Raw genomic sequence first — 16434 nt, 5'->3', positions numbered from 1 at the left:
CTGGGTCGGCGGGGTTCGGCGGGGTTAGGAGCCGAACTTTTCCAGCAACGCCTTGCGCTGACGATCGCCGAGGCCGCGCAGGCGGCGGGTAGGGGCGATCTCGAGCTCGGTCATGATTTCCTGCGCCTTGACCTTGCCGACCTTCGGCAGGGCCTCGAGCAGGGCGGATACCTTCATCTTGCCCAGGACTTCGTCCTTCTCGGCGTCCTTGAGCACCTGGGTGAGGTTGGTGCCGCCGCGCTTCAGCCGATCCTTGAGCTCTGCTCTCGCTCGACGTGCGGCAGCAGCCTTCTCCAACGCGGCAGCGCGCTGCTCGTCGGTCAACTGGGGAAGGGCCACGATTCCTCCGTCTCTCATCGATCGCAATCGATCTTTGTTTTTCCTTGGCCGGGTACTTCAGCCAGCGGAAACGACCGTACTCACGCTTCCTGACGAAATCTAACCCGCCCCCCCGATTTTGGGCATAAAAGTGCAGCATGAGCGCCGCGCGCGCCCCCCGGCGGGCGCCGTTTCGGCCGTCGTTGACGGCCGTCTGATAGCCGGGCGCACCGGCGGCGGCGGGCGTCGTTTCGCGGCACAGAAATATGCCTTTACCAGGTATTTCTCGGCCGGCGGGTGGGCGCCGCGTTGGGTTATCGACGGGTCGGTGCCACTGGCTGGGTTTACCCGCCCCGGGCGACCGCGGACCCCGGTCCGCGGCCATGCGGGGAATTCCGGATTTTCCTTGCGTGTCGCGCGTGTCGCGCCGCCTGTCACGCCAGATAGGCGACGACGTCGCGCATCCGTTCGGCCGCCGATCGGAGCTCCGCGACGTCCGGCCCGGCCCGCAGCACCTCACGCGACACCGCGGGCAACAGCTGGCCCGGCGCCGCCCCACCCAGGCCAGCCAGCTGCTCGGGCCGGCCGCCCTGCGCCCCGATGCCCGGCACCAGCACCGGCCCGTCCAGCGCGGACAGATCGGGCGGCTTCAGGGCGGTCGCACCCACCACCACGCCGACGGATCCGGGCTCCCCCGGGTCCGCGCCGTGGCTGGTCTTGTTGATCACCGCGGCCTGGTCGACGATCAGCTGCGCGACCGTGCGCTCGTCGAACCGGGCCTGCTGGACCGTCGCACCCTCCGGGTTGGAGGAGGCCGCCACCACGAACACGCCCCGGTCGTGGGCCGCGGCGGTCTCCAGCAGCGGCCGCAGCGACCCGAACCCCAGGTAGGGTGAGGCGGTCACCGCGTCGGCGGCCAGCGGCGAGTCGCCCGCCCAGGCCGCGGCGTAGGCGGCCATCGTCGTCCCGATGTCGCCGCGCTTGGCGTCGGCCAGCACCAGCACCCCGGCCGCGCGCAGCTCGGCGATGGTCCGTTCCAGCACCGCGTAGCCCAGGGCGCCGTGCGTCTCGAAGAACGCGACCTGGGGCTTGACCACCGCCAACCCGGCGAAGGCCTCGATGCAGCGGTCGCAGAACGCGGCCAGGCCGTCGGCGGTGGCGGGCAGACCCCAGGCCGCCAGCAGCTCGGGATGCGGGTCGATGCCCACGCACAGCGGCCCCCGCAGCGCCCTCGCCTCGGCCAGCCGGGCGCCGAAGCCGGTCACCGGGCCCCGTTCCCGAGGGCGCTGTGCAGCTCCTGCAACGAGCGCACCCCGATGTCACCGCGGATCCCGGCTTCGATGCCCTGCACCGCCGCCGAGGCGCCTTGCACCGTCGTGATGCAGGGGATGTTGACCGCGACCGCCGCCGAGCGGATCTCGTAGCCGTCGACGCGCGGACCGGAGTTCCCGAAGGGCGTGTTGATCACCATGTCGACCTCGCCGGCGCGGATGGCGTCGACGGCCGACATCTCGGGACGGCCCGGCCGCGGTTCCTCGAAATGCTTGCGCACCTCGTCGCACGGAATTCCGTTGCGGCGCAGCATCTCTGCTGTCCCTTCGGTGGCCAACACGCGGAACCCCAAGTCGGCCAGGCGCTTAACCGGGAACACCAGCGACCGCTTGTCCCGGTTGGCGACGGACACGAATATGGTGCCCTCGGCCGGCAATGACCCGTAGGCGGCGGTCTGGCTCTTGGCGAAGGCGCTGCCGAAGTCCCGGTCGATGCCCATCACCTCGCCGGTCGACTTCATCTCGGGGCCGAGCAGCGAATCGATGGCGGCCCCGTCGGCGCGGCGGAACCGGTGGAACGGCAACACGGCCTCCTTGACCGCGATCGGCGCGGACGGGGCCGCGTTGGCGCCGTCGCCGTGCGGCACCAGCATCCCTTCGGCGCGCAGCTGGGAAATGGTGGTGCCCAACATGATCCGGGCACACGCCTTGGCGAGCGGAATCGCGGTGGCCTTCGACACGAACGGCACGGTGCGGCTGGCCCGCGGGTTGGCCTCCAGCACGTAGAGCACATCGTCCTTGAGTGCGTACTGCACGTTGAGCAGGCCGACGACGCCGATGCCGTGCGCGATCGCCTCGGTGGCCTTCCGCACCTTCTCGATGTCGCTGCGGCCCAACGTCACCGGCGGCAGCGCGCAGGCCGAGTCGCCGGAGTGGATGCCGGCCTCCTCGATGTGCTCCATGATCCCGCCGATGTAGACCTCGGCGCCGTCGCACAGCGCGTCGACGTCGATCTCGACCGCATCCTCGAGGAAGCGGTCGACGAGCACCGGGTGCTCGGGGGACAGCTGGGTGGCGCGGGTGATGTAGCCCTTGAGCGTCTCCTCGTCGTAGACGATCTCCATGCCCCGCCCGCCGAGCACGTACGACGGCCGCACCAGCACCGGGTAGCCGATGTCCTCGGCGATGCGGCGGGCCTGCGCGAATGTCGTTGCGGTGCCGTACTTCGGGGCCGGCAGGCCGGCGGTGGCCAGCACGTCGCCGAAGGCGCCGCGGTCCTCGGCCAGGTCGATGGCCTCCGGCGGAGTGCCCACGATCGGAACCCCGGCGTCGGCGAGCCGCTGCGCGAGCCCGAGCGGCGTCTGGCCGCCGAGTTGCACGATGACCCCGATCACCCCTTTTCCGCCCTCGGCGGACTGGGCCTCGGCGCGGTATACCTCGAGCACGTCCTCGAACGTCAGCGGCTCGAAGTAGAGCCGGTCGGCGGTGTCGTAGTCGGTGGACACCGTCTCCGGGTTGCAGTTGACCATGACGGTCTCAAACCCGGCCTGGCTCAGCGTGGTTGCCGCGTGCACGCAGCTGTAGTCGAACTCGATGCCCTGGCCGATGCGGTTCGGGCCGGACCCCAGGATCAGCACCTTGGGCTTCTCGGTCTGCGGCGCGACCTCGGTCTCGGCGGCGGGGTCCAACTCGTAGCTGCTGTAGTGGTAGGGCGTCTTGGCCTCGAACTCGGCGGCGCAGGTGTCGACCGTCTTGTACACCGGGTGGATGCCGAGCCGCTCGCGCAGCGAGCGGACCCCGTCCTCGCCGGCCAATTCCGGTCGCAGCGCGGCGATCTGGCGATCGGAGAGCCCGCTGTGCTTGCCGCGCGTGAGCAGCTCGGCGTCCAGCACCGGCGCGTCGACCAGCTCCTGGCGCAGCTTCACCAGCTCACCGATCTGCGCGACGAACCACGGGTCCACCCCGCTGGCCTCGGCGACGCTTTCGATCGATGCGCCCCGACGCAGCGCCAGCTCGAGGTCATAGAGCCGGCCCTCGGTGGGAGTCCGCAGCCGGGTCAGCACGTCGTCGAGGTCGCCGTCGGCGTCGGGCTTGGTCCAGAACCCGGCGCGGTCGCTCTCCAGGGACCGCATCACCTTGCCCAGCGCCTCGATGAAGTTGCGGCCCAACGACATTGCCTCGCCGACGGATTTCATCGTGGTGGTCAGGGTGGGGTCGGCGCCGGAAAATTTCTCGAACGCGAACCGCGGCGCCTTGACCACGACGTAGTCCAGGGTGGGCTCGAAGCAGGCGGGCGTTTCCCTGGTGATGTCGTTGACAATCTCGTCGAGGGTGTAGCCGATGGCCAGCTTGGCGGCGATCTTGGCGATGGGAAAGCCGGTGGCCTTGGACGCCAGCGCGCTCGACCGGGACACCCGCGGGTTCATCTCGACCACGATCAGGCGGCCGTCTACGGGGTTGACCGCGAACTGGATGTTGCAGCCGCCGGTGTCCACGCCGACCTCGCGCAGGATCGCGATGCCCAGGTCCCGCATCCTTTGGTATTCGCGGTCGGTCAGCGTCATGGCCGGTGCGACGGTGACCGAGTCGCCGGTGTGCACGCCCATCGGGTCGACGTTCTCGATCGAGCACACCACCACCACGTTGTCGTGGCCGTCGCGCATCAGCTCGAGCTCGAATTCCTTCCAGCCGAAGATCGATTCCTCGATCAGCACGTTGGCGCTGGGGCTGGCGGCCAGCCCGGCGCCGGCCATCCGGTCGACCTCCTCGACGGAGCGCGCCATGCCCGAGCCCAGCCCGCCCATGGTGAAGCTGGGCCGCACCACCACCGGCAGGCCCACCTCGTCGACCGTCTCGCGGACCTCGTCCATGGTGAAACACACTCGGCTGCGGGCGGATTCGCCGCCGACCTTGGCGACGATGTCCTTGAACCGCTGGCGGTCCTCGCCCCGCTGGATGGCGTCGAAGTCGGCCCCGATCAGTTCCACGCCGTAGCGTTCCAGCGCCCCGTTCTCATAGAGCGCGACCGCGGTGTTGAGCGCGGTCTGCCCGCCGAGGGTGGCCAGCAGTGCGTCGATCTTGTTGCCGCGCTCGGCCTGCTGGGCGATCACCCGCTCGACGAACGCCGGCGTGATGGGCTCGACGTAGGTGTGGTCGGCGTACTCCGGGTCGGTCATGATGGTGGCCGGATTGGAGTTGACCAGGCTCACCTGCAGGCCTTCGGCCCGTAACACCCGGCAGGCCTGGGTGCCGGAGTAGTCGAACTCGCAGGCCTGCCCGATGACGATCGGCCCCGAGCCGATCACCAGGACGTGGTTGAGATCGTGGCGCCGCGGCACTAACACCCTCCTTGCCCGGCGCGAGAGTGCGCAGTTGTACAGGATTTACGGCGTGTCGCCGTGCAGACACACACGCTCGCGGTCATGGGCGGCCGCCCATCAGCTCGATGAAGCTGTCGAAGAGGTATTCGGCGTCGTGCGGGCCGGCGGCGGCCTCGGGGTGGTACTGCACCGAGAACGCGCGCCCGTCTTTGAGTTTGACGCCCTCCACCACGCCGTCGTTGGCGCAGGTGTGGCTGACGATCGCGGGCCCGAACGGCGTGTCGAAGGACTGGCCCGCCTCGCCCTCCAGCGCGAAGCCGTGGTTCTGCGCGGTCACCGCGACGCGCCCGGTGGCGTGGTCCATGACGGGGATGTTGATGCCGCGGTGGCCGAACACCATCTTGTAGGTCGACAACCCCAGCGCCCGGCCCAGGATCTGATTGCCGAAACAGATGCCGAACAACGGGATTCCGGCGCCGAGCACCTCGCGGGTGAGGGCGACGACGTGATCGGCGGTGGCCGGGTCGCCGGGGCCGTTGGACAGGAACACGCCGTGCGGCTTGATGTCGGCGATCTGCTCGAAGGTCGCCGACGCCGGCAGCACGTGGCTGCGGATCCCGCGCCGCGCGAAGTTGCGCGGCGTGTTGGTCTTGATGCCCAGGTCGAGGGCCGCAACGGTAAACCGGTGCGGGACTTCGGGTTCGACCACGTAAGTGCCGTCGGTGCTCACCTCGCCGGCCAGGTCGGCACCCAGCATGGACTGCTGCCCGCGCACCCGCTCGACCAGCTCGGCCGGCTCGGCCAGGGCGTCGCCGGAGAACACCCCGGCCTTCATCGAGCCGCGGCTGCGCAGATGGCGCACCACGGCGCGGGTGTCGATGCCGGCGATCCCCACGATGTTCTGCCGGACCAGCTCGTCGTCCAGCGTGCCGGTGGCGCGCCAGTTCGAGGCGCGCGGCGACGGATCGCGCACGGCGTATCCGGCCACCCAGATCTTGTCGCCACGGCTCTCGGCGTCCTCCTGGTTCCAGCCGGTGTTGCCGATCTGCGGCGCGGTGGCCACCACGATCTGGCGGTGATAGCTGGGATCGGTCAGCGTCTCCTGATAGCCGGACATGCCGGTGGAAAACACGGCCTCGCCCAGGGTTTGGCCGATGGCGCCGAACGCAGTGCCGGTAAAAACGCGGCCGTCCTCGAGGACCAGTAGTGCCTTAGAACTCACGCGGCTTCTCCGTTCTGGTGGAGCCATTGCCCGTACTCGTCGCGGTGGTTGGCCCGAAAGCCGGTGTCGAGCTCGACGTCCGAGGGCAGCCGCCACCGGATCGCCAGGATCCCGATGCGGGCCACCACCTTGCCGGCCATGCCGCGCTCCATGCGGATCGCGCTGATCGACTCCCGCGGAATCCAAATCGGTTGGGCCCGAACGCGTTCCAACAGTATCCCTTCCGGATAGCGGGTCAACACCGCCTTGCTGCGGTAACCGAGATCACCGGCCGTGATGCGCTCGTTCCACTCCGGCGCCATCGTGCAGCCGCAGTACAGCCCGCGGGTAGCGATGGTCGCGGCGCCCAGCGCGTCGGGCACGTCGGGCAGGGCGCCGATCAACTGCTGCTGGCGTTCCCCGCGCCGTCGCCAGCCCCGCATCATCAGCTGGATCACCACCGCGATCACCACCACCAGCACGGCGGCGAAGATCAGCGACCCCACCAACGTCCCGGAGTTCACGTCGGACACTTCCCGTCCCGGGCCGTGACCTTGCCGCGCAGCAGCGTGGCGGTCACGGTGGCGGGCAAGGTCATCGACTCATATGGCGTGTTGGCCGACCGGCTCGCCAGCGCGGGACCGCTGACCGTCCAGGTGGCGTCGGGATCGACCACGGTCAGGTTGGCCGGCTCCCCCACCTGCAACGGCCGGCCGTGGTCCGGCAACCCGACGATGCGGGCCGGGTTCTCGCTCATCACCCGCGCGACGTCGCGCCAGCTCAGCAGCCCGGGCGCCACCATGGTCTGCACCACCACCGACAGCGCCGTCTGCAGTCCCAGCATGCCGGGGCGCGCCGAGGCGAACTCCACGCACTTCTCGTGCTCGGCGTGCGGGGCGTGATCGGTGGCCACACAGTCGATGGTCCCGTCGGCCAACGCCCGGCGCAGCGCGACCGCGTCGGCGGCTTCGCGCAGCGGCGGGTTGACCCGGTTCACCCCGTCGTAGCTGGCCAGCCTGCTGTCGTCGAGCAGCAGGTGATGCGGGGTGACCTCGGCGGTGATCGAAATGCCTTGCTGCTTAGCCCATTTCACGATCTCGACGGTGCCCGCGGTGGAGGCGTGGCAGATGTGCACCCGGGCGCCGGCGTCGCGGGCCAGCAGCGCGTCGCGCGCGACGATCGATTCCTCGGCGGCCCGGGGCCAGCCGGACAGCCCGAGCCTGGCGGCGGCGGGCCCCTCGTGCGCGACGGCGCCCACGGTCAGCCGCGGCTCCTCGGCGTGCTGGGCGATCAGCACCCCGAGGCCGGTGGCGTACTCCAGCGCGCGGCGCATGATCAGCGGGTCGTGCACGCAGATCCCGTCGTCGGAGAACATCCGCACCTGCGCGGCGCCGGCCGCCATCATGCCCATCTCGGTGAGTTCGGCTCCGGCCAGCCCGACAGTGACCGCGCCGACGGGGTGCACGTCGACCAGGCCGACCTGCTGGCCACGGTGCCAGACGTGGTCGGTGACCACCGGGCTGTCAGCCACCGGGTTGGTGTTGGCCATCGCGAACACCGCGGTGTATCCGCCCAAAGCCGCTGCCGCCGAGCCGGTTTCAATGTCCTCGGCGTATTCCCGGCCCGGCTCGCGCAGGTGGGTGTGCAGGTCGACCAACCCGGGCAGCAGCACCTGGTCGGTGGCGTCGATCACGTCGGCCGTGTCGGGGATCGCCAGCCCGGCGCCGATCTCGGCGATCTGGCCGTCGTCGACCAAGACGTCGACCCGGTCCCCCTCGCCGTACAGCCGCACCCCGCGGATCAATACCGTCACGCGACCTCCGCTTCCGTTCCGACCAGCGCGTGAAACAGCACGGCCATCCGGACGTGCACGCCGTTGGAAACCTGTTGCAGCACAGCCGATTGCGAGGAGTCGGCGACCGACGAGGCGATCTCCATGCCGCGCACCATCGGTCCGGGGTGCAGCACCACGGCATGGTCGGACAACATCGCCTGGCGCCGGTCGGAAAGCCCGTAGCGCACCGAATATTCGCGCACCGACGGGAAGAAGCCGCCGTTCATCCGCTCGGCCTGCACCCGCAGCATCAGCACCGCGTCGGCCGCGGGCAGCTCGGCGTCGAAGTCGTGCGAGACCGTGACCGGCCAGCCGTCGACGCCGACCGGCAACAACGTCGGCGGCGCCACCAGCACCACCTCGGCGCCCAGCGTGTGCAGCAGCATGACGTTGGAGCGGGCGACCCGGCTGTGCAGGACGTCGCCGACGATCACCACGCGCCGGCCTTCGATGTTGCCGAGCCGCTGCCGGATCGTCAGCGCGTCCAGCAGCGCCTGCGTCGGGTGCTCGTGCGTGCCGTCGCCGGCGTTGATCACCGAGGGGCCGTCGGTGCTATTAGCTGTCCACTCGGCCAGCAGGTGTGCGGCTCCCGATGCCGGGTGGCGGATGATCAGCGCGTCGGCGCCGGCCGCCCGCAGCGTCAGGGCCGTGTCGCGCAGCGACTCCCCCTTGCCCACCGACGATCCGGACGCGCTCACGTTGACCACGTCGGCGCTCATCCACTTGCCGGCCACCTCGAACGACACCCGGGTGCGGGTCGAATTCTCGTAGAACATGGTGATCACGGTGCGCCCACGCAGCGTCGGCAGCTTCTTGACCTCGCGGCCCACCAGCGCCTGCGCGAAGCGGTCCGCGTCGTCGAGGATGGCGGTGGCGTCGTCGCGGCTCAGGTCGCCGGCGGCCAGCAGATGCCTAGGCGTGCTCATCGGGAGATCACCACCCCGTCGCGGTCGTCGTGCTCGCTGAGCTGGACCCGCACGTTCTCGCTGCGCGACGTCGGCACGTTCTTGCCGACGTAGTCTGCGCGGATCGGCAGCTCGCGGTGGCCGCGGTCGACCAGCACGGCCAACTGCACCGAGCGGGGCCGGCCCACGTCGCGCAGCGCGTCCAGCGCCGAGCGCACCGAGCGCCCGGAGTACAGCACGTCGTCGACCAGGATCACCAGCGCGTCGTCGATTCCGCCGGCGGGGATCGACGTGGTCTCCAGCGGCCGCGGCGGTTTGGTCATCAGGTCGTCGCGATACAGGGTGATGTCCAAGGCGCCGTGGCCAACCTCGACTCCGCTGTATTCGCCGATGTTGGTGGCCAATCGCTGGGCCAGGATGACGCCGCGAGTGGGGATGCCGAGTAGCACCACCCGCGGCGCGTCGGGACCATCCAGCGCGGTCTTTTCGATGATTTGATGGGCGATGCGAGAAATGGTGCGACCGACGTCGGCCGCGGACATCAATTCCCGGGATTCCCCGCCCGGTGCAGCAGCGCCCATGCGAAAACCCTGACCTCCTTCTCCGCCTCTCCGGACGGATCGTTAAAGGATGTCGACTGCCGGGCAGCGTAGCACCTGCCGCCGCCGCGGTGGTATTCGCCGCGATCGCGCGGGGCGCGTTTGCCCCACCCGCCCCACCGGCCCCGGCCCGGTTCGCGGGTGCGCGCGCCGGGCTACGCTTGGCGAAAATGACAGGTGCAAACTCCTCTCCCCGTTTGGACTTCGACGCTCTTTACCGTGGCGAGAGCCCGGGCGAAGGCATCCCGCCGATGACCACGCCGCCGTGGGATCTCAAGGCGCCCAAGGAGAATGTCATCGCGTGGCAGGCCGGCGGCTGGGTGCACGGCGACGTCCTCGACATCGGCTGCGGGCTCGGCGACAACGCCATCTACCTGGCCCGCAGCGGCTATAAGGTGACCGGCTTGGACATCTCGCCGACCGCGCTGATCACCGCCGAGCGGCGGGCCGAGGACGCCGGCGTCGACGTGACGTTCGCGGTGGCCGACGCCACCAGGCTGGAGGGCTACACCGGCGCCTTCGACACCGTGGTCGACAGCGGCATGTTCCACTGCCTCGACGACGACGGCAAGCGCAGCTACGCCGCCGCGCTGCACCGGGCGACCCGCCCGGGCGCGACCCTGTTGCTCAGCTGCTTCTCCGACGCCAACCCGGCGCGCGAGGACTGGCCCAGACCCGCCGTTTCCGAGCAGACGCTGCGCGACGTCTTCGGCGGCGCGGGCTGGGACATCGACTCCCTCGAGCCCACCACCGTCCGCCGCGAACAGGACGGCACCGAAATCGAAATGGCGTTCTGGTACGTCCGGGCCCAGCGTCGCGAGTGAACGTCAGCCGCTAACCGTGCACGGTTGCCCGTTGATCAGACAATTCGACGGCGGCGAGAAGGTACCGATCAGCACGCCTCGGAAACCACCGGTGGCCGAGCCGCCGGGTGGCAGGCTGCGATTCCAATTCGCGGGGGTGATCACGTAGTGCGTGCCGGATTGCGTGACCGTGCTGTTCCACGCGTGCGCGACGGATTGGCCCGCCGGCATGTCGAAGTCGATCCGCCAATCGTTGAGCTGCATCAGGTTCGGGTTGGTGACGGTGAAGCTCGCGATGAAGCCGGTCTGCCACGCATGTGACACCGACAAGGTCGCCATGGCCGCGGCGGCACGGGCGACGGGGGTGAAGCCGAGGCTGAGGATGGCAACGATAAAGGCCGACAGGGTCACGTGAAGCGCTGTGCGCCAGGGCTTCTCGCAACGGTGCAGTCCGGTCATAGGAGCCAACACTATAGCCCAACAAGCAATGTTTGCCGTCCCATCGCGGGTAAGCTGCAGTAACTTTGCGCAACCGAAACCATGATGAGATGTAAGCCTCGGGTTTCGGCGCCAGCCCCGCCGTGGTCTAGCCAGGTCGGCGACCGTGCCGGGCGTGGCGCTAACCTGGACCGCGTGAACCACCCGAATCTCGCCGGCAACCAGGCCTCCATCCGCGAGGTGTGCGATGCCGGCCTACTCGCGGGCGCGGTGACCGTGGTCTGGCAACGCGGAGAAGTGTTGCAGGTCAACGAGATCGGTTACCGCGACGTCGACGCGGGCCAACCGATGAGCCGGGACACGTTGTTCCGCATCGCGTCGATGACCAAGCCGGTCACGGTGGCGGCGGCGATGAGCCTGGTCGACGAGGGCAAGCTGACTCCGCGCGACCCGATCACGCGCTGGGTGCCGGAGCTGGCCGGCGTGCGGGTGCTCGACGACCCGCACGGCCCGCTCGACCGGACGCATCCGGCGCAGCGGGCCATCCTGATCGAGGACCTGCTGACCCATACCAGCGGGCTGGCCTACTCGTTCTCGGTCTCCGGGCCGATCTCGCGGGCATACATGCGGCTGCCGTTCAACCAGGGGCCCGACGCCTGGGTGAACGGGCTGGCGGCGCTGCCGCTGGTGCACCAGCCCGGCGAAAAAGTCACCTACAGCCACTCGATCGATCTGCTGGGCGTCATCCTGTCCCGCATCGAGGGCAAGCCGTTCCACGAAGTCCTCGACGAACGCATCCTGGGCCCGGCGGGAATGCCCGACACCGGGTTCTTCGTCTCCCCGGAAGCGCGGGGCCGCGCCGCGACGATGTACCAGGTTGACGACGAGGGCCGGCTGCGGCACGGCGTGATGGGGCCGCCGCACATCAAGCCGCCGTCGTTTCCCAACGCCGGCGGCGGGCTGTGGTCGACCGCCGATGACTACCTGCGGTTCGTGCGAATGCTGCTCGGGGACGGGACAATCGACGGCGTGCGGGTGCTCTCACCGGAGTCGGTGCGGCTGATGCGCACCGACCGGCTCACCGACGAACAAAAGCGGCATAGCTTTCTGGGGGCGCCGTATTGGGTGGGGCGCGGATTCGGGTTGAACCTGTCGGTGGTGACCGATCCGGCGAAGTCCGCCCCGCTGTTCGGCCCGGGCGGCCCCGGCACCTTCACCTGGCCCGGCGCCTATGGGACCTGGTGGCAGGCCGACCCGTCCGCCGACCTGATTCTGCTGTACCTGATTCAAAACTGTCCCGACCTCTCGGTGGACGCGGCGACGGCCGTCGCGGGCAACACCTCGTTGGCGAAACTGCGCACGGCCCAACCGAAATTCGTCCGCCGCACCTACCGCGCGCTCGGTCTGTAGTGGTGGTCGATTTCCCACCCAGCCGCATCGACGGGCCGCGGCTGACGCTGCGCCCGCCCACCCTCGACGACGCCGGTGCGATCTTCCAGCGGGTGGCCCGCGATCCGCAGGTGACCAAGTATCTGCTGTGGAGCCCGCACCCCGATGTGGCCACCACGCGGCGGGTGATCGCCGAAAAACTCAACGTCGGCGGCGAGGAGCAGACCTGGGCCATCGCGCTCAAGCACAGCGACGAGGTCATCGGGCTGGCCAGCTGCCGGCGCCGGATGCGGCACTCCGTCGAAATCGGGTACTGCATGGGGCGGCGTTGGTGGGGCAAGGGGTTGATGTCCGAGGCTCTCGACATGCTGATGACCGCGCTCGAAGCCGACCGCGGCACCTACCGCGTCTGGGCCACCTGCAACGTCGACAACGAGCGCTCGACGCGCCTGCTCGAGCGGGCGGGCTTCGTGTTGGAGGGCCGGCTGGCGCGCCATGCCGTGTACCCGACCATCGGGCCCGAGCCGCGCGACAGCCTGCTCTACGCCAAGACGCTGCGCTGAACGCCGAGCCTGCGGTGAGGGCGCGATGCTGGCGCTCGATTTAGCACTGAGCGCAGTCTCGATGCCGTCAGTGCACGCTCGACACGCTGTCCAGCGCGCGCCGGGCGTAGGCCCGCACGTCGGCGTCGCTGTCCTTGAGCGCGATCCGCAGCGCGTCGCGGGCCGCGTGTTCGCCGGCCCACCGGGTGAGGCTCAGTACCGCCGACTTGCGCACGTCGAGATGCGCGTCGGACAGCGCGTCGGTCAGCCCCGGAATCGCGAGTTCGGCCTCGGCGCCCGACAACGCGCGCACGGCGCCCTGACGGATCTGCCACGCCGGCGCCGTCAATGCCTGCTTCACGGCGGCGAGATTGTCTTCGCCGCAACCCAATTCGGCCAGCGCGCCCAGTGCCGCCGCGCGCACCAGCGGATCGGGATCGGTGACCAGCGCGCTGACCGCAGCGGCGCCGGCACGTAGGGTGGCCAGACCCGCGGCCGCCGCGATGCGCACCTCCCGGTTCTCGTCGCCGGTGGCTTCGACGACCCCGTCGACGTCGTCGACCGATACCAGCGCGCGCACCGCCTCGATGCGCACCCGGTGGTCGGGATCGGTGAGCGCGCCGCGGTATTGGTCGACGTCGCCGACGCGGCGCGCGGCGAGCAGATAGACGGCGGCCGCACGCACGATCCTGTCGTCCGATCCCAGATAGGCCTGGGCGGCCGCCGGGTCGGGCAGCACCTCGACCAGCTCGCGGATTCCGTCGGCGCCGGTGCGGCGCACCGACGCGTCGGTGTCGTCCAGCGCACCGAACAGCGCGGGCGCGTAGCCGTCCGGGGTGTGCTCGGTGAGGGTGGCCACCGCGGTTCGTCGCACCCCGGCGTCGGGATCGGCCAGGTAGGGCCGCAGGTCGTCGATCGTCGGCTCGTCGAGGGCGAGGACCTCGGCGATGCGCGGCGACGGCGGGTCGAAGGCCGTGGCCGCCGGCGCGATTCGGGACCTGTCGGTGGCGGGCGCCTGCCCGCCGACCAGGGGCGGCTGCTGCACCCGCTGCACGGTCTGATCCGTCGGCGGCAGACCGTCCAGGCCGGGAACCGAGATGAAATACGGGGCCACCGGGCGCTTGAGGAACACCATCTGCCCGTCGGCGTCTTTGCGCAGGTTGAGGTGATAGCCCCACTCGTTGTCGTCGCGGCCGGGGAGGTCGGCGCGGTCGTGGTAGAGGCCCCAGCGCGATTCGGTGCGGGTGAGCGAGGACCGGGCGGCCATCTCGGCGCAGTCCCGAATGAACGACACCTCCACCGCCCGCATCAACTCGTGCGGGGTGCGGGCGCCCATTTCGGCGATCTCGCGGCTCATCCGGTCGAAGGTGCGCACCGCGATCGACAGCTTGGCGGCCGTCTTCGGCGGCGCCACATAGTCGTTGACGAAGCGGCGCAGCTTGTATTCGACTTGGGGCTGCGGCGGCCCATCGGGGTGCCGCAGCGGCCGGTAGATCAGCTCGTGCGCCGCGTGCAACTGGTCCGCCGGAAGTTGTTGGGGCGCGGGCACTTCGGCGCGGGTGGAGGCGGCGTGCGTGCCGGCCAGGTCGCCGAACACGAAGGCCCCGATCATGTAGTTGTGCGGAACGCAGGCCAGGTCGCCGGCGGCATACAGTCCCGGCACCGTGGTGCGGGCGTGCTCGTCGACCCAGACACCCGAGGCGGAATGGCCACTGCACAAACCGATTTCGGAGATGTGCATCTCGACGTCGTGGGTGCGGTAGTCGTGGCCCCGGTTGGCGTGGAAGGTACCGCGGGTGGGTCGTTCGGTGGTGTGCAGGATGTTTTCCAGCGCGGTCAGCGTCTCGTCCGGCAGGTGCGACACCTTGAGGTAGATGGGTCCGCGGGCGGAGTCGATCTCGGTTTTGACCTCGGCCATCATCTGGCCGGACCAGTAGTCGGAGTCGACGAACCGTTCACCGTGCGCGTTGACCTGGTAGCCGCCGAACGGGTTGGCCACATACGCGCACGCCGGGCCGTTGTAGTCCTTGATCAGCGGATTGACCTGGAAGCACTCGATGCCGGACAGTTCCGCACCCGCGTGATAGGCCATCGAATAGCCGTCGCCGGCGTTGGTGGGGTTTTCGTAGGTGCCGTACAGGTAGCCCGACGCGGGCAACCCGAGTCGCCCGCACGCGCCCGTCGCCAGGATCACCGCCTTGGCGCCGACGGCGACGAACTCGCCGGTGCGCGAGTTCAGCGCCGCGGCGCCGACCGCGCGGCCGTCCGAGGTGAGCACCCGCACCGGCATCAGCCGGTTCTCGATGCGGATCTTCTCCCGCATCGAGCGTTGTCGCAGCACCCGGTAGAGCGCCTTCTTGACGTCCTTGCCCTCCGGCATGGGCAGCACGTAGGAGCCCGATCGGTGCACCCGGCGCACCGCGTACTCGCCGTGCTCGTCCTTCTCGAATTTCACGCCGTAGCGCTCCAGCCGCTGCACCATGGCGAACCCGCGGGTGGCGGTCTGATACACGGTGCGCTGGTTGACGATTCCGTCGTTGGCGCGGGTAATCTCGGCGACGTAGTCCTCGGGTTCGGCCTTGCCCGGGATGACGGCGTTGTTCACCCCGTCCATGCCCATGGCCAGCGCGCCGGAGTGCCGCACGTGTGCCTTCTCCAGCAGCAGCACGTGGGCGCCGTGCTCGGCGGCCGACAGTGCGGCCATGGTGCCGGCGGTGCCGCCGCCGATGACCAGCACGTCGCAATCGAGACGGACCGGGGTGAGGTCGGGGATCCGCATCACCGGAGGAGATACGGCATGTTGACGGTGACGGCGCCCGTCGGGCAGCGTGCGGCGCACGGCCCGCAATACCAGCATTCGTCGACATGCATGAACGCTTTGCCGGTGTCGGGGTTGATGGCCAGCGAGTCCAGCGGACAAATCTCGACGCAGAGCGTGCAGCCGTCGATGCACAGCGACTCGTCGATGGTGACCGGCACGTCGGCACGGCCATTGTTGACCAGCGTCACTCTTTGCTCCTAAACATGTTGCCGCGCATCGTGATTCGATCGCCACGTATGCGGATGTATTCCAGGTCAACGGGTCTGCCGTCGTCGAGGCTGGTGAGCCGCTCCAGCATGAGCAGCGCCGCCCCGTCGGCAACCTGCAGCGTCGCCGCCGAGTGCGCGTCGGCGGAGATGGCTTCCAGCGCCAGCGCTGCCGAGCCCAGCCGCTGGCCACTGACCTGTTCGATCAGCGCGAACAGGTCGTTGGTTTCCAGCGGCTGGTGCAGGATCTCGGCCCCGACATCGGGCGCCAGGTAGGTCACGTCGAGGCTCAACGGCAGGTTGCCGAGGTAGCGCAGCCGCTCGATGAAGATCGCCGACTCGCCGGGCTGCAGCCGCAGCCGACTGGCCACCGACGGCGGCGCGGCCACCGGCATGGCGGCGCGCACCTCGTTGCGGACCTCGCCGAGGTTTTTGAAGGTTTCCTTCAGCCCCAGCAGCGCGTCGAGCCCGTGGTCGTACTTACGCTGCGCGACGTGGGTGCCGATTTTGGGGCCGCGCTCGATCAGGCCCTCGTTCTTCAGGGCGGTGAGCGCCTCACGAATGCTGTTGCGGGATACGAAGAATTCGGCTGCCAACTCGCTTTCCGACGGCAGCCCACCGGCGTAGGCGCCGGCGTGGATCTGTTGTCGCAACACGTCGGCGACACGGCGCGCACGATCGGCGCGGGGACCCGTGATCGTTACGGCTTCAGTCCTGGGGGCCACGTCGTCACGCTAACGCGTCCTAACGCGCTAATCCGGCAGGCGGACGGCCCCGCGACGGGCGT

The 16434-nt window shown here is 69.6% G+C and carries 15 protein-coding genes; 3 read left to right on the top strand and 12 right to left on the bottom strand.

Features of this window, described 5'->3' with window-relative positions:
* Nucleotides 1-24: 24 nt before the first annotated feature.
* The 8 genes from mihF to pyrR all read right to left on the bottom strand — a co-directional run bounded on the left by mihF (nucleotide 25) and on the right by pyrR (nucleotide 9430).
* On the bottom strand, nucleotides 25-339 hold the full coding sequence (gene mihF, locus G6N66_RS10490) for an integration host factor, actinobacterial type (protein ID WP_085232540.1): 315 nt from the start codon (nucleotides 337-339) through the stop codon (nucleotides 25-27).
* A gap of 413 nt (nucleotides 340-752) precedes the next feature.
* Nucleotides 753-1583: an orotidine-5'-phosphate decarboxylase gene (gene pyrF / locus G6N66_RS10485; RefSeq protein ID WP_085232539.1), complete on the bottom strand. Its 831-nt coding sequence runs from the start codon at nucleotides 1581-1583 to the stop codon at nucleotides 753-755.
* Complete coding sequence (gene carB / locus G6N66_RS10480; protein ID WP_085232538.1) at nucleotides 1580-4927, bottom strand: carbamoyl-phosphate synthase large subunit; 3348 nt, start codon at nucleotides 4925-4927, stop codon at nucleotides 1580-1582. The genes pyrF and carB overlap by 4 nt, the downstream gene beginning before the upstream one ends.
* A gap of 82 nt (nucleotides 4928-5009) precedes the next feature.
* Nucleotides 5010-6158 carry a glutamine-hydrolyzing carbamoyl-phosphate synthase small subunit gene (carA, locus tag G6N66_RS10475; protein ID WP_139825156.1) on the bottom strand — a complete coding sequence of 383 codons (1149 nt, stop codon included), beginning with the start codon at nucleotides 6156-6158 and terminating at the stop codon, nucleotides 5010-5012.
* The gene (locus G6N66_RS10470) at nucleotides 6128-6634 is read right to left on the bottom strand and encodes a PH-like domain-containing protein (protein WP_085232591.1); all 507 of its coding nucleotides are present in this window, start codon (nucleotides 6632-6634) and stop codon (nucleotides 6128-6130) included. The genes carA and G6N66_RS10470 overlap by 31 nt, the downstream gene beginning before the upstream one ends.
* Nucleotides 6631-7923 carry a dihydroorotase gene (locus tag G6N66_RS10465; RefSeq protein ID WP_085232536.1) on the bottom strand — a complete coding sequence of 431 codons (1293 nt, stop codon included), beginning with the start codon at nucleotides 7921-7923 and terminating at the stop codon, nucleotides 6631-6633. The genes G6N66_RS10470 and G6N66_RS10465 overlap by 4 nt, the downstream gene beginning before the upstream one ends.
* Nucleotides 7920-8870, bottom strand: a complete 951-nt coding sequence (locus G6N66_RS10460; RefSeq protein ID WP_085232535.1) for an aspartate carbamoyltransferase catalytic subunit — start codon at nucleotides 8868-8870, stop codon at nucleotides 7920-7922. Before G6N66_RS10460 ends, G6N66_RS10465 begins: the two co-directional genes overlap by 4 nt.
* Nucleotides 8867-9430 (bottom strand): bifunctional pyr operon transcriptional regulator/uracil phosphoribosyltransferase PyrR, encoded by a 564-nt coding sequence (gene pyrR, locus G6N66_RS10455; protein WP_085232534.1) that lies wholly within the window; start codon nucleotides 9428-9430, stop codon nucleotides 8867-8869. The genes G6N66_RS10460 and pyrR overlap by 4 nt, the downstream gene beginning before the upstream one ends.
* Nucleotides 9431-9618: 188 nt before the next feature.
* Between pyrR and G6N66_RS10450 the strand changes: the two genes are divergently transcribed.
* Nucleotides 9619-10272, top strand: a complete 654-nt coding sequence (locus G6N66_RS10450; protein WP_085232590.1) for a class I SAM-dependent methyltransferase — start codon at nucleotides 9619-9621, stop codon at nucleotides 10270-10272.
* 3 nt (nucleotides 10273-10275) lie between these two features.
* Here the strand turns inward: G6N66_RS10450 and G6N66_RS10445 are convergent, their stop codons facing one another.
* Nucleotides 10276-10710 (bottom strand): cellulose-binding domain-containing protein, encoded by a 435-nt coding sequence (locus tag G6N66_RS10445; RefSeq protein ID WP_085232533.1) that lies wholly within the window; start codon nucleotides 10708-10710, stop codon nucleotides 10276-10278.
* Between the two features lie 174 nt (nucleotides 10711-10884).
* Here G6N66_RS10445 and G6N66_RS10440 point away from each other — a divergent pair, with 174 nt between their 5' ends.
* Both G6N66_RS10440 and G6N66_RS10435 read left to right on the top strand, forming a co-directional pair.
* Nucleotides 10885-12099 (top strand): serine hydrolase domain-containing protein, encoded by a 1215-nt coding sequence (locus tag G6N66_RS10440; RefSeq protein ID WP_232079268.1) that lies wholly within the window; start codon nucleotides 10885-10887, stop codon nucleotides 12097-12099.
* A gap of 2 nt (nucleotides 12100-12101) precedes the next feature.
* Nucleotides 12102-12641: a GNAT family N-acetyltransferase gene (locus G6N66_RS10435; RefSeq protein ID WP_085232588.1), complete on the top strand. Its 540-nt coding sequence runs from the start codon at nucleotides 12102-12104 to the stop codon at nucleotides 12639-12641.
* A 67-nt stretch (nucleotides 12642-12708) separates the two neighbouring features.
* Here the strand turns inward: G6N66_RS10435 and G6N66_RS10430 are convergent, their stop codons facing one another.
* Genes G6N66_RS10430 through G6N66_RS10420 form a run of 3 tightly spaced genes read right to left on the bottom strand, consistent with a single transcriptional unit; the run spans nucleotide 12709 to nucleotide 16303 of the window.
* Nucleotides 12709-15399 carry a fumarate reductase/succinate dehydrogenase flavoprotein subunit gene (locus G6N66_RS10430; protein WP_179968268.1) on the bottom strand — a complete coding sequence of 897 codons (2691 nt, stop codon included), beginning with the start codon at nucleotides 15397-15399 and terminating at the stop codon, nucleotides 12709-12711.
* Entirely contained in the window at nucleotides 15399-15629 is a 231-nt protein-coding gene (locus tag G6N66_RS10425) for a 4Fe-4S dicluster domain-containing protein (protein ID WP_085232531.1), read from the bottom strand. The genes G6N66_RS10430 and G6N66_RS10425 overlap by 1 nt, the downstream gene beginning before the upstream one ends.
* Entirely contained in the window at nucleotides 15626-16303 is a 678-nt protein-coding gene (locus G6N66_RS10420) for a GntR family transcriptional regulator (protein ID WP_232079489.1), read from the bottom strand. Before G6N66_RS10420 ends, G6N66_RS10425 begins: the two co-directional genes overlap by 4 nt.
* Between the last annotated feature and the right edge of the window lie 131 nt (nucleotides 16304-16434).

The sequence above is a fragment of the Mycobacterium conspicuum genome, from assembly GCF_010730195.1.
Classification (GTDB): domain Bacteria; phylum Actinomycetota; class Actinomycetes; order Mycobacteriales; family Mycobacteriaceae; genus Mycobacterium; species Mycobacterium conspicuum.
The sequence above is the reverse complement of the archived record's forward strand: the minus strand, read 5'-3'. Positions and strand labels throughout refer to the sequence as shown.